Source organism: Streptomyces sp. BJ20, from assembly GCF_022869105.1.
Taxonomy (GTDB): Bacteria; Actinomycetota; Actinomycetes; order Streptomycetales; family Streptomycetaceae; genus Streptomyces; species Streptomyces griseoincarnatus.
In genome coordinates this window covers 2,431,840-2,444,349 of sequence record NZ_CP094918.1, presented here as the reverse complement: position 1 = coordinate 2,444,349, position 12,510 = coordinate 2,431,840, and the positions used below count along the sequence as shown (strand labels likewise).

The 12,510-nt window shown below is 73.4% G+C and carries 9 protein-coding genes; 2 read left to right on the top strand and 7 right to left on the bottom strand.

All coding sequences use genetic code 11. The annotated features are described in order from the left end of the window. Positions 1-53: 53 nt before the first annotated feature. The 6 genes from MTR79_RS11195 to MTR79_RS11170 form a co-directional block, all read right to left on the bottom strand. Positions 54-896 carry a nitrilase-related carbon-nitrogen hydrolase gene (locus MTR79_RS11195; RefSeq protein ID WP_189363561.1) on the bottom strand — a complete coding sequence of 281 codons (843 nt, stop codon included), beginning with the start codon at positions 894-896 and terminating at the stop codon, positions 54-56. Positions 897-1,051: 155 nt separating this feature from the next. Then, entirely contained in the window at positions 1,052-2,611 is a 1,560-nt protein-coding gene (locus MTR79_RS11190; protein ID WP_189363560.1) for a PucR family transcriptional regulator, read from the bottom strand. 26 nt (positions 2,612-2,637) lie between these two features. Beyond that, positions 2,638-3,924 (bottom strand): aspartate aminotransferase family protein, encoded by a 1,287-nt coding sequence (locus MTR79_RS11185; protein WP_244789977.1) that lies wholly within the window; start codon positions 3,922-3,924, stop codon positions 2,638-2,640. Further along, complete coding sequence (locus MTR79_RS11180) at positions 3,921-4,763, bottom strand: nitrilase-related carbon-nitrogen hydrolase (protein ID WP_244789976.1); 843 nt, start codon at positions 4,761-4,763, stop codon at positions 3,921-3,923. The genes MTR79_RS11185 and MTR79_RS11180 overlap by 4 nt, the downstream gene beginning before the upstream one ends. Before the next feature lie 172 nt (positions 4,764-4,935). Continuing rightward, positions 4,936-6,708 (bottom strand): hypothetical protein, encoded by a 1,773-nt coding sequence (locus MTR79_RS11175; protein WP_244789975.1) that lies wholly within the window; start codon positions 6,706-6,708, stop codon positions 4,936-4,938. Positions 6,709-6,829: 121 nt separating this feature from the next. Then, the gene (locus tag MTR79_RS11170; RefSeq protein ID WP_086701478.1) at positions 6,830-7,117 is read right to left on the bottom strand and encodes a helix-turn-helix transcriptional regulator; all 288 of its coding nucleotides are present in this window, start codon (positions 7,115-7,117) and stop codon (positions 6,830-6,832) included. Between the two features lie 33 nt (positions 7,118-7,150). Between MTR79_RS11170 and map the strand changes: the two genes are divergently transcribed. Together map and MTR79_RS11160 are read left to right on the top strand one after the other, a co-directional pair. After that, positions 7,151-7,921, top strand: coding sequence for a type I methionyl aminopeptidase (gene map / locus MTR79_RS11165; RefSeq protein WP_244789974.1), 771 nt, complete (start codon positions 7,151-7,153; stop codon positions 7,919-7,921). Between the two features lie 139 nt (positions 7,922-8,060). After that, a complete protein-coding gene (locus tag MTR79_RS11160; protein ID WP_086701477.1) occupies positions 8,061-10,601 on the top strand; it encodes an ATP-dependent Clp protease ATP-binding subunit in 2,541 nt (846 codons plus the stop codon). A 75-nt stretch (positions 10,602-10,676) separates the two neighbouring features. Here MTR79_RS11160 and ggt read toward each other — a convergent pair whose 3' ends face one another. Further along, on the bottom strand, positions 10,677-12,494 hold the full coding sequence (gene ggt, locus MTR79_RS11155; protein ID WP_244789973.1) for a gamma-glutamyltransferase: 1,818 nt from the start codon (positions 12,492-12,494) through the stop codon (positions 10,677-10,679). Positions 12,495-12,510: the final 16 nt, after the last annotated feature.

Below are 12,510 nucleotides of genomic sequence, written 5' to 3'. Positions count from 1 at the left end.
GGTTGTCTGTGGCTTGTCGCGCAGTTCCCCGCGCCCCTTCAGGGTGTTGGCGCTCACGGGGTTGCCAGGGGGCCGTAGGCCGACGGGTTGCGGTCGCGGTAGAACTGCCAGCGGTCTCGGACCTCTCGGAGTGTGGCCAGGTCCAGGTCGCGGACGACCAGTTCCGTCTCCTTGTCGCTCGCGACCTCGCCGACGAAGCGGGCCTCCGGGTCGACGAAGTAGCTCGTGCCGTAGAAGTCGTTGTCGCCGTACTCCTCGACGCCCACCCGGTTGATGGCGCCCACGAAGTACTCGTTGGCAACGGCCGCCGCCGGCTGCTCCAGCTGCCAGAGGTAGCCGGACAGGCCGCGTGAGGTGGCCGACGGGTTGAACACGACCTCCGCGCCCGCCAGTCCGAGCGCGCGCCAGCCCTCGGGGAAGTGGCGGTCGTAGCAGATGTAGACGCCGATCCGGCCTGCCTGGGTGTCGAAGACGGGCCAGCCGCTGTTGCCGGGGCGGAAGTAGAACTTCTCCCAGAACCCCTTCACCTGCGGGATATGAGTCTTGCGGTACTTGCCCAGATAGGAGCCGTCGGCGTCGATCACGGCGGCGGTGTTGTAGAGGACGCCGGGCTGCTCCTCCTCGTACATCGGCAGCACCAGGACGAGGTTCAGTTCCCGTGCGAGGCGCCGGAAGCGCTCGACGATCGGGCCGTCGGGGACGCGTTCGGCGTACTCGTAGAAGGCGGGGTCCTGCACCTGGCAGAAGTACGGTCCGTAGAACAGCTCCTGGAAGCACAGCACATGAGCGCCCTGCGCGGCCGCGTCGCGCGCGGCCTGCTCGTGGACCTGGATCATCGACTCCTTGTCGCCCGTCCAGGCGGTCTGGAAGACGGCGGCTCGGATCACTCGGCTCATCGGGACCTCCGGTCGCTCGGTGTGCAGTGAGCCTAGGAAGCGGACGAGCGCGCTTTGAGTGGCACCGTGTCACGTCTGCCGGGGCGCGACGTGTCACCGTGTCATCCGCGGACGATCCCATGTGTCACCGCCGTTGCCGCAGGTGGTCGCTCGTTTCAGCGTTGTTGCGCGTCGTGCGCGAGGAGTGCGATGTGCAGCGAGGCGGCCTGTTCGAAGTCGTCCAGGTCCACCCCCAGGCGCGCCTGTATCGCCTCCAGCCGGCGGTACAGCGCCGGCCGGGACACGTGATGCAGCTGCGCGGTGCGGGACTTGTTGCGGCCGGTCGCCAGGTACGTGCGCAGTACGGGCAGCAGGTCCTCGCCGGGGTCGCAGAGCAGCCCGGCCAGTTCCCGTTCGGCGAACGACTGCACCTGCGGGTCGTCGCGCAACAGCCGGACCAGCCCGCGTAGATGGACGTCCCTCAGCCGCACCACGGGCGGCAGGTCGAGGGCGGCGGCGTCGTCCGCGGCAGCGTCGGCGACGTGCCGGGCCTCACGCAGCCCGGCGGGCACGTCGTCGAAGGAGGTGCGGGCCGCGGCGGCCGCCACCACGACGTGCTCGTCGGCCGGTTCGGCGCGCAGCCGGGCCGCGAAGTGCGCGGTGAGCGCCTCGGCGTCCTGGTCGCGGGCGAGGCTGAGCAGCACGGCTGTGGCGGTGGCGGACAGTTCGCCCGCGATGCCGGGCAGGCCGAGCAGCCGCAGTGTCCGGTCCAGCGAGGCGGCCCGGCGTCCGCGCACCACGAGCGGCACGAACGTGCGCCGGTTGACCGGGAGTCCGGCGGCGCGGGCGCGGGGCAGCAGGTGGCGGGCCGGTACGGCGCCACCGACCAGGTCGGTGAGCAGGCTCAGCGCGGACTGCTCCTCCCACGAGCAGCCGGCGCCGCCGAGCATGCGGTGCAGGACGAGCGCCTCGGCGGCCCGGTCGGCGAGCAGCCGCCCGGTCTCGGTGTCGCCCCGGTAGCCGCACAGCACCAGCCGGCCCCACGGCTCGCCCCGCCCGTCCAGTTCCGCGCGGATCCAGCCGTGGCCCTCGCTGCGGCCGGCCTGCCGGGCGATGCGTTCCCAGTCGCGCAGCACGTCGTCGACGGCGGACCGCTCCCCCGCCGTGCCGAGGACGCGGTGGGCGAGGTTGGTGACGACGACGGGGCAGCCGCTGTGCCGGGCGATCTCGTCGAGCAGCCGCTGCAGCGGGGCGCCCCCGGTGATGAGCGCGGTGAGTTCGGTGCGGACCGCCTCGGAGAGGCTGACGGCGGCGAACTTCCGCCGCACCAGCCGGGACTGCACCTCCTCGGTCAACTGGGCGAAGGGGAAGGGGCGGTGGAGCACCACGAGGGGCAGCTGGCAACGCTCCGCCGCCCGCCGCATGGCCTCCGGCGGGGACGGGAACGCCCGGCCGAGACCGAGGACCACGGCGGACGCCTCGGCGCGGTGCAGGGAGCGGACGTACTCGGTCTGCTTGTGCTCGTCACCGGCGAGCAGCACCCCGGTGGTGAGCACCATCTCCCCGCCGCTGAGCATCACGCCGACGTCGGCTGCCTCGGCGACGTGCACCCAGCGCACCGGCCGGTCCAGCCGGCCGGCCCCGGCCACCACCTCGGGCTCCCCGGCGAGCACCCGCTCCAGGGCGAGGACCTGCCGGACCGAGAGGGCCGGTACCGGTGGCTCCCAGGTGGTCATGGCGGCGTCCTCCGGTGGGTGTCGGACTACTGGATGCTCCTCAGGGCGTCCTCGAGGATCGCGGCGCCCTCCTCGGCCTCGGCGACGTTCAGGGACAGCGGCGGCGCGACGCGCAGGGCGCTGGTGTCGTGGCCGCCGCCCTTGCCGATGAGCAGACCACCGGCGCGGGCGGCCTCCAGGACGGCGGACGCGGCGTCGGGGTCTGCCTCGTCGGTGCCGGGCTTCGTCAGCTCGATGCCGATCATCAGGCCGCGTCCGCGTACCTCCCGTACGGCGGGGACGTGGGCGGCGGCGGCTCGCAGCCGCTCGATGAGCAGGCCGCCGACGCGGCGCGCGTTGCCCTGGAGGTCGTGCTCCAGCAGGTAGGTGAGGTTGGCGAGGCCCGCCGCCATCGTGATCTGGGTGCCGCCGAACGTGGAGATGCTGTTGGCGTCCAGGCAGTTCATGATCTCGGCGCGGGCGACGACGCCGCCGATGGACATGCCGTTGCCGATGCCCTTGGCGAAGGTCAGCATGTCGGGCGGGCCGCTGCGGGCGTGCGCCTGCCAGCCCCAGAAGTGCTCGCCTGTGCGGCCCCAACCGGTCTGCACCTCGTCGGAGATCCACAGCACGCCCCGCTCGTGCAGCACCTCACGGAACGCGGCGTAGAGGCCGTCGGGCGGTGAGGTGAAGCCGCCGACGCCCTGGATCGGCTCGGCGATCAGCGCGGCGGGCGGGCGGCTGTGCCCGAGGAGGTCCTTGAGGTCGTCGACGCAGGCGGCGACGTAGTCGTAGTCGTCGAGGTCGGCGAACGGGCCACGGGTGCGCACCCCGCCGTGCACGTACAGCGTCTGCAGCGGGGAGAGCGAGGTCGGGGACCAGCCGCGGTTGCCGGTGACGCCGACGGCGCTGAAGGAACGGCCGTGGTAGCTGTTGCGCATCGCCAGGATCGTGTTGCTGCGCCGGTAGGCGGTGGCGAGCAGCAGCGCGGTGTCGTTGGCCTCGGTGCCCGAGGTGGTGAAGAAGACGCGGGCGTCGGGGATGCCGCTGAGCTGGGCGATCCGTTCGGCGAGGTCCACCATCGGCCGGTTGAGGTAGAGGGTGGAGGAGTGGACGATCCGCTCGGCCTGCTCGGTCACCGCCTTGGTGACCTCGGGCAGGGCGTGGGCGGTCATGGTGGTGAGGATGCCGCCGAAGAAGTCCAGGTAGCGGTTGCCCTGGGCGTCCCAGACGTGGCGTCCCTCGCCGTGGGTGATCTCCAGGGGCTCGTCGTAGTAGAGGGCGAGCCAGTCGGGGAGGACGGCGCGGTGGCGGCCTAGCAGGTCGTCGTTCACGGGCGCACCAGCCCTTCGTAGGCGTCAGGGCGGCGGTCGCGGTAGAAGGCCCACTGCTGCCGCACCTCGTCGATGAGGTCGAAGTCGAGGTCCCGGACCACCAGTTCCTCCTTGCTGTCGTCAGCGACCTCGCCGACGAACCGTCCGCGCGGGTCGACGAAGTAGCTGGTGCCGTAGAAGTCGTTGTCGCCGTACTCCTCGACGCCGACGCGGTTGATGGCGGCGACGAAGTACTCGTTGGCGACGGCCGCCGCGGGCTGCTCCAGCTGCCACAGGTACGCCGACAGGCCGCGGTGCGTGGCCGACGGGTTGTACACCAACTGGGCTCCGTTGAGCCCGAGTTGCCGCCAGCCCTCCGGGAAGTGGCGGTCGTAGCAGATGTAGACGCCGACCCGGCCGACGGCGGTGTCGAAGACGGGCCAGCCGAGGTTGCCCGGGCGGAAGTAGAACTTCTCCCAGAACCCCTTCACCTGCGGGATGTGGTGCTTGCGGTACTTGCCGAGGTAGGTGCCGTCGGCGTCGATCACGGCGGCGGTGTTGTAGTAGTGGCCGGACTGCTCCACCTCGAAGACGGGGGCGACGACGACCATGCCGGTCTCGCGGGCCAGGTCCCGCACCCGGCGCACGGTCGGGCCGTCGGGGACCGCCTCGGCCCAGCGGTAGTGCTCGGCGTCCTGGACCTGGCAGAAGTAGGGGGCGTTGAACACCTCCTGGAACCCGATGACCTTCGCGCCCCGCCGGGCCGCCTCGCGGGCGTGCTCCTCGTGTTTCGCCAGCATGGACTCGGTGTCGCCGGTCCAGGTGGCCTGGACCAGGGCGGCGGTTACGACGTTGGGCATGAGCTGCTGCTCCTTCGACGCGACGTCAGCGCCTCTACGCCCGTAGAGACGGCCGTAGAGGGACGAACGTAAGCCTCTCGGACGGCCTTGCCAAGACCATCGTCGTGCGGCCAGTGGAGTCGATCGTGATTGACACCCCTGTGGGTGAGTGGGCCGGGCCGCCGGCCCCCGGTCAGGCGGCCAGTCCCGCGACGCGCAGGGCGTGCAGGACGTCCCAGTGCCGTTCCTCGGACACGCCGCGGGCGGCCGTCAGCAGCAGCGGCACCAGGCGTCCCGGGTCCGGTGCGGCCGTGCGGGCGGCGTCCTGCGGGGTGCGCATCCGGACACAGGCGTCGAGCAGGGCGCGCAGCTCGCGGTGGCGGGTGCCGTCGGCGAGGGCGAGGGCCGCGTGCCCGATCTCGGCGGCCGGGCGGACGACGCCCTGCCGCAGGATCTGCTCGCCGTCCTCCGCACGGCCTCCCGCGGTGAGCGCGTCGGAGGCGGCGACGAGACGCTCTGCGGGCAGCGTCGCCGCCGCCTCCCACAGCAGGGTCGCCCAGTCGGCGGCGAGCCCGGCCCGCTCCATCTCGCCCGCGAGCAGGGGGAACCGTACGGCGGGCCAGTACGCGGCCTCGTTCAACAGGACGTGCGCGTCGCCGCTGCGGCCCTCGCGGCGCAGGCGGGTCAGGGTCCGCACGAGGTGGGCGACCTCGCGGAGGCCCTCCGCGTCGGGCCGGCTCTCCTGGGGCCGCTCCTCGGCGTCCGTCTCGGCGGCGGCCCCGGCGAACCGCGCGCCGCGGGCGGCGGTGACGGTGACGGGCAGCTCCGGCACGGCGGCGGTCGGCTCGACGACGGGCGCCGCCCCGTCGTCCTCCACCCCGGCGAACCGGGCACCGCCGCGACGCCGCTTGCGGGACGGTGCGGGACGCGTCTCCTCGGCGGACGCGGGCGGAGGCACATGCTGCTGCGCCGCGCGCAGCTCGGGCGGGACGGGGCCGGGGGGTGCGGGATGGCCGTGGGGCCGCGGAGCGGGCGCCTGTCGGGCGGCGTGCGGGGAGGGGTGCGCCTCGGGAGGCGCGGTCGTGTGGCGGTCGGCGGCGTGCGAGGCGGGGTGGGGGTGCGGTGAGCCGGGGGCGGAGAGCCGGTGGCTCGGGTCGGCCGGAGTCGGGCCGTGACCCGAGCCGGGCGAGGCCGGACCACCCCCGTCACCGGCCGAGGACAGGCCCCGACCCCCGCGGATCGGCGCGGAGCCACGCGCCGGGGCGGCCGACGACGGGCCGTGGCCACGGTCGGCCGGAGTCGGGCCATGGCCCTGGGCGGGCGACGGCGGAGTGGGGGACGACGGTCGGCCCCGGTCGGCCGGGGCCGACTGCGCGCCCCGGGACTCGGAGGAAGCGGCGTCCGGAGTCCGGCGGGTGGCGAAGCGGCCCTGGGTGTGGGCCGGGCTCGTGGCCCGTGTGCGGTCGTCGAGGGCGGTCATCCGGGCCGTGAGCTCCGCGCAGCGGGCCGTCGCACGGCGGTAGTCGTCCTCGGCCCAGGCGAGGTCGTTGCCGAGGGCCTCCGCCTCCTCGTGGTTCGCCGCGGCGGCGAGCCGCCGTGTCAGGTCGGCGCGGCGGTCCGCCGCGTACCGCTGCTCACGGAGCATCACGTCGAGGTGGTCGCCCAGCGTCTGCCGGGCGCCGGGCCGCGCGTCGAACGCGGCCGTCGCCTCGGCGTGCAGTGAACGGGCCCGGGGCAGCTCGGCCTCGGCGGCCGCGGGGCCGTGCACGGCGGCCAGGTCCTGGAGCAGTGACTCCACCACGTCCCACGGCGGCGGTTCCCGCCCTTCGAGGCACGCCCGCATGCCCTCGGGGTCACGCTGCCAGAACACCAGGCACCAGCCCGCGTACCGGTCCAGACGCGCCAGCAGACCCCGTAGGTGGTCCGTGAACTCCCGGACACCGTCCGGGAGTTGCTCCGCAGCCATAGCCAACTCCCGCCATTCCCGGAGTACTCGACTCCGTAGATAACACCCGGCGTGTTACGGCGAGGCTACGGAGAGTTTTCCGGCGGGGTGCGGGAGCCGCGCGCGGCGCGGTGCCGTCGCGCTAGGCGGCGATCGACGCGTCCGGGGCGCCCGGCACGTCCGGAACCTCCGGCGCGCAGCGGCCGATCAGCTCGTCCATGGACAGGCCGAGCGCCCCGGCCAGCGCGGCCACGGTGAAGAACGCGGGGGTCGGCGCCCGCCCCGTCTCGATCTTGCGGAGGGTCTCCGCGGAGATGCCGGCGCTCGCGGCGACGTCGGTCATGCTGCGGGCTCCGCGCGCCTCACGCAGCAGACTGCCGAGCCGCTCGCCGCGTTCGCGCTCTTCGGGGGTCAAGGGGGTGCGCACCATGGCGCCCATTCTAATACCGGTATAGTAATTGGCATGGTGGAGCTGAAGACCGACGCATCGATCGATGCCATGTACGAGACGGGCCAGGTCGTGGCCCAGGCGCTGACGGCCGTGCGGAAGGCCGCCGACGTGGGCGTCTCCCTTCTGGAGCTGGACGAGGTGGCGAGGGAGGTGCTGAACGCGGCCGGCGCGACGTCGCCGTTCCTGGGGTACCGGCCCACCTTCGCGCCGACCCCGTTCCCCGCCGTGATCTGCGCTTCGGTGAACGACGCGATCGTGCACGGCATCCCGTCCCGGTACCGGCTGCGCGACGGGGACCTCGTGTCCGTCGACTGCGGCGCCCAACGGGGCGGCTGGGCGGGCGACTCGGCGATCAGCTTCGTCGTGGGCACGGCGCGCCCGGCGGACACGCGGCTGATCGGGACGGCCGAGCGGGCCCTCGCGGCGGGCATCGAGGCGGCCGTGGTGGGCAATCGGATGGGCGACATCGCGCACGCCATCGGCACGGTGTGCCGCGGGGCGGGCTACGGAATCATGGAGGACTACGGGGGCCACGGCATCGGCCGCCGCATGCACGAGGACCCGCCGGTGCCGAACGAGGGCCGTCCGGGACGCGGGATGCCGCTGCGGCACGGCATGGTCCTGGCGATCGAGCCGATGCTGATCGCCGGCGGCGGCGACGCCTACCGCACGGACCCGGACGGCTGGACCCTCCGCACCACGGACGGCACCCGCGCGGCCCACACGGAACACACGGTCGCGATCACCGAGGCGGGGCCGCGGGTGCTCACGGCGCGGGACTGAGAAGCGGTGGGGGCGGGCACGCCCAGGTCCGCGAACCTGGACATGCCCGCTCAGACCGAACGTGTCATCGTGGGCATGAGCGCGCCTCGACCGGGTTACCCGGGCCCGGCACGTCGACCCAGCGAAGGAACGGATGACGATGACGAATGGTTTCGTCGGCCCGGAGGGTGACCCGTTCGCAGAATTCCTCGCCCGCTTCTTCGGCGGGCAGCGCCCCCGCCAGATCGACATCGGCAGGCTTCTGAGCCAGCCCGCGCGTGAACTCGTGCGCGGCGCCGCCCAGTACGCGGCCGAGCACGGCAGCCGTGACCTGGACACCCAGCATCTGCTGCGGGCCGCGCTGTCCGCCGAGCCGACCCGGAGTCTGCTCAGCCGCGCGGGCGCGGACCCGGACTCGCTGGCGTCACAGATCGACGACCGGTCGGGGCCCGTGCAGCACCCGCCCGGCGAGGTGCCCCCGCCGACCTCGCTGTCCCTGACGCCCGCCGTGAAACGGGCGCTGCTGGACGCGCACGAGATGGCCCGGGCGAGCGGCGCCGGTTACATCGGCCCGGAGCACGTGCTCAGCGCCCTCGCCGCGAACCCGGACTCGGCGGCGGGGCACATCCTGAACGCGGCGAGGTTCGCCCCGTCCGGCCCGCCCGAGGCGCCGGAGGCCCAGCAGCCGCGCCAGGAGCGTCCCCGGCCGTCGACGGGCACCCCGACCCTGGACAAGTACGGCCGTGATCTGACCGCGCTGGCCCGCGAGGGCCGCATCGACCCGGTGATCGGGCGGGACACGGAGATCGAGCAGACCGTCGAGGTGCTGTCCCGCCGCGGCAAGAACAACCCCGTGCTGATCGGCGACGCGGGCGTCGGCAAGACCGCCGTGGTGGAGGGGCTGGCGCAGCGGATCGCCGAGGGGGACGTGCCCGACATCCTGCTCGGCCGCCGCGTGGTCGCCCTGGACCTGACCGGCATCGTCGCCGGCACCCGCTACCGGGGCGACTTCGAGGAGCGGATGAACAACCTCGTCGACGAGATCCGCGCCCACTCCGACCAGCTGATCGTGTTCATCGACGAACTGCACACCGTCGTGGGCGCGGGAGGCGGCGGCGAGGGCGGCTCGATGGACGCCGGCAACATCCTCAAGCCGGCCCTGGCGCGCGGCGAGCTGAACATCGTCGGCGCGACGACCCTGGAGGAGTACCGGCGGATCGAGAAGGACGCGGCCCTGGCGCGCCGCTTCCAGCCCATCATGGTGCCGGAGCCGACGCCCGCGGACGCGATCGAGATCCTGCGCGGTCTGCGTGACCGCTACGAGGCGCACCACCAGGTCCGCTACACCGACGAGGCGCTGGTGGCGGCCGTGGAGCTGTCCGACCGCTACCTCAGCGACCGCAGGCTGCCGGACAAGGCCATCGACCTGATCGACCAGGCGGGTGCCCGGGTGCGGCTGCGGGCGCGCACCAAGGGCACCGACGTCCGCGCGATGGAGCGTGAGGTCGATCAGCTGACCTGCGACAAGGACCAGGCGGTCGCGGACGAGCAGTACGAGCAGGCCATGCAGCTGCGCGACCGCATCACCGAGCTGAAGGAGCGCATCGCGCGGGCCGGCGGCGAGGACGAGGTCGACGAGGGCCAGAGCCTGTGGGTGGACGCCGAGGCGATCGCCGAGGTGGTGGCCCGGCAGACGGGCATCCCGGTCAGCCGGCTCACCGAGGAGGAGAAGGACCGCCTGCTGGGCCTGGAGCAGCACCTGCATCAGCGGGTGGTGGGCCAGGAGGAGGCCGTACGGGTCGTCTCGGACGCCGTGCTCCGCTCCCGCGCGGGTCTCTCCAGCCCGGACCGGCCGATCGGCAGCTTCCTGTTCCTCGGCCCGACGGGCGTCGGCAAGACGGAGCTGGCTCGGGCGCTCGCCGAGGCGCTGTTCGGCAGCGAGGACCGGATGGTGCGCCTCGACATGAGCGAGTACCAGGAACGGCACACGGTGAGCCGTCTGGTGGGCGCCCCGCCCGGCTACGTGGGCCACGAGGAGGCCGGCCAGCTCACCGAGGTGGTGCGCCGGCACCCGTACTCGCTGCTGCTGCTCGACGAGGTGGAGAAGGCGCACCCGGACGTCTTCAACATCCTGCTGCAGGTGCTGGACGACGGCCGGCTGACCGACTCGCAGGGCCGCACGGTGGACTTCACCAACAGCGTGATCGTGATGACCAGCAACCTCGGTTCCGAGGCCATCACCCGGCGCGGCGCGACCCTGGGCTTCGCCACGGGCGGCGCGGAGGCCGACGAGGAGGCGCGGCGGGAGCAGATCCTGCGGCCGCTGCGGGAGCACTTCCGGCCCGAGTTCCTCAACCGGATCGACGAGATCGTGGTGTTCCGCCAGCTCACCCGCGACGAGCTGCGGCAAATCACCGACCTGCTGCTGGAGAGCACCCGTCGCCGTCTGAAGGGGCAGGACATCACCGCCGACTTCACCGATGCGGCCGTGGACTGGCTCGCCGAGCGGGGCTACGAACCGGAGTACGGCGCACGGCCGTTGCGACGCACCATCCAGCGGGAGGTCGACAACCAGCTGTCCAGGCTGCTGCTGGACGGCCGTGTGAGGGAGGGCGGCCGGGTGACGGTGGACGCGCAGGACGGCCGCCTGGTCTTCCGCACGCAGGAGACGCCCGCGCCGGAGTCGCCACCGGAGCAGTGACGTCCGTACAGCCGTCGGCCCGCCCCCCTCACGTGAGGGGGGCGGGCCGACGGCTGTGAGGGCCGTGAGGGGCCTCTATCGCCTGGGGTGGACGACCATCGCCGAGCCGCCGCCCCGGCGGACCTTCTCCGCCGCCGCGAGCCAGGCGCCGCCCGGGAGCCGCTGCACGGCGGTGGCCGCGCCGACCTCCGGGTTCTCCCGGAAGGAGTGTCCGATCGCCTCCAGCCGCTGCCTCAGCCCGCTGTCGTACAGGCCGGGTTCGAGTTCGGTCTGCGCGGCGTTGCGCTGGCTGGCGCGGGGTGCGGCGATCGCGTCGACGAGGGGCAGGCCGCGGTCGAGGAAGTTGGTCAGGGTCTGCAGCACGGTGGTGATGATGGTCGCGCCGCCGGGCGAGCCGAGCGCCACCACCGGGCGGTCGTGCCGGTCGAGCACGATCGTCGGTGCCATGGACGAGCGGGGCCGCTTGCCGGGACCGGGCAGGTTCGGGTCGTGGACGGCCGGGTTGGCCGGGGCGAAGGAGAAGTCCGTCAGCTCGTTGTTGAGCAGGAACCCGCGTCCTGGCACGGTGATGCCACTGCCGCCGGTCTGCTCGATGGTGAGCGTGTAGGAGACGACGTTGCCCCACCGGTCGGCGGTGGTGAGATGTGTGGTGCTCTCACCCTCGTACGTCGTCGGCGCGGCCGTACCGCCCGCGGCGCACGGCGCCGGACGGCGGGGGTCGCCGGGGGCGACGGGGCTGGTGAGGACGGCGTCGTCCTTGATCAGGCAGGCGCGGGAGTCCGCGAACCGCTGCGACAGCAGCTCCTTCGTCGGTACGTCCTCGAAGGCGGGGTCGCCGACCCAGCGGCCCCGGTCGGCGAACGCGATGCGGCTCGCCTCGATGAAGCGGTGCAGGTGGCGCACGTCGCTCGCCTTGGACAGGTCGGTGCGCTCCAGGATGTTGAGCGCCTCCCCGACCGTCGTGCCGCCGGAGGACGAGGGCGCCATGGAGTAGACGCCGAGACCGCGGTAGGAGGTCTTCGACGGCGCCTGGAGCTTCGTGCGGTAGGTCGCGAGGTCGCGCCGGGTCAGGTCGCCGGGGCGTGCGTTCCAGCCGGACGCCGGATCCACGGGCGGCTTGTTGACCGTGCTCACGATGTCGCGGGCGATGTCACCCCGGTACAGGGCGTCGACGCCCTTGCGGCTCAACTCGCGGTAGGTGCGGGCCAGGTCGGGGTTCTTGAAGGTGGAGCCGACGGCGGGGAGTTCGCCGCCCGGCAGGAACAGCTCGGCGGTGTCGGGGAAGTGCCGGAAGCGGGTCTCGTTGGCGGCGGTCTGCGCGCGGAAGGTCTCGTCGACGGTGAAGCCGTCGCGGGCGAGGCGTTCGGCGGGCCGGAGGACCGTAGCGAGGCTTCTCTTGCCCCATCTGTCGAGCGCGCGCTGCCAGGTGGCGGGGGTGCCGGGCGTGCCGACGGACAGTCCGCTGCTGACCGCCTCGGCGAACGGGATCGGCGCGCCGTTCTCCAGGAAGAGGCCGGAGTCGGCGGTGAGCGGGGCGGTCTCGCGGCCGTCGAGGGTGTGCACGGAGCGGGACCGGGCGTCGTAGTGGACGAAGTAGCCGCCTCCGCCGATACCGGCCGAGTAGGGCTCGGTGACGCCGAGCGCGGCGGCCGTGGCCACGGCGGCGTCGACGGCGTTGCCGCCCTTGCGCAGCACCTCGATGCCGGCGGCGGTCGCGTCGGGGTCGACGCTGGAGACGGCGCCGCCGTGGCCGACGGCCACCGGCGCCTTGGACACCGGACGGGAGTGAGGGGCATGTTCGTCGTGGGGGGTCGGCGGCGCGGCCGCTCCCACCGAGACGACGGCGGTGGTGACCGCGAGGACCGCGAATTTCCGTGCGACAGGGCGACGCATCCGCACCTCCAGTAAA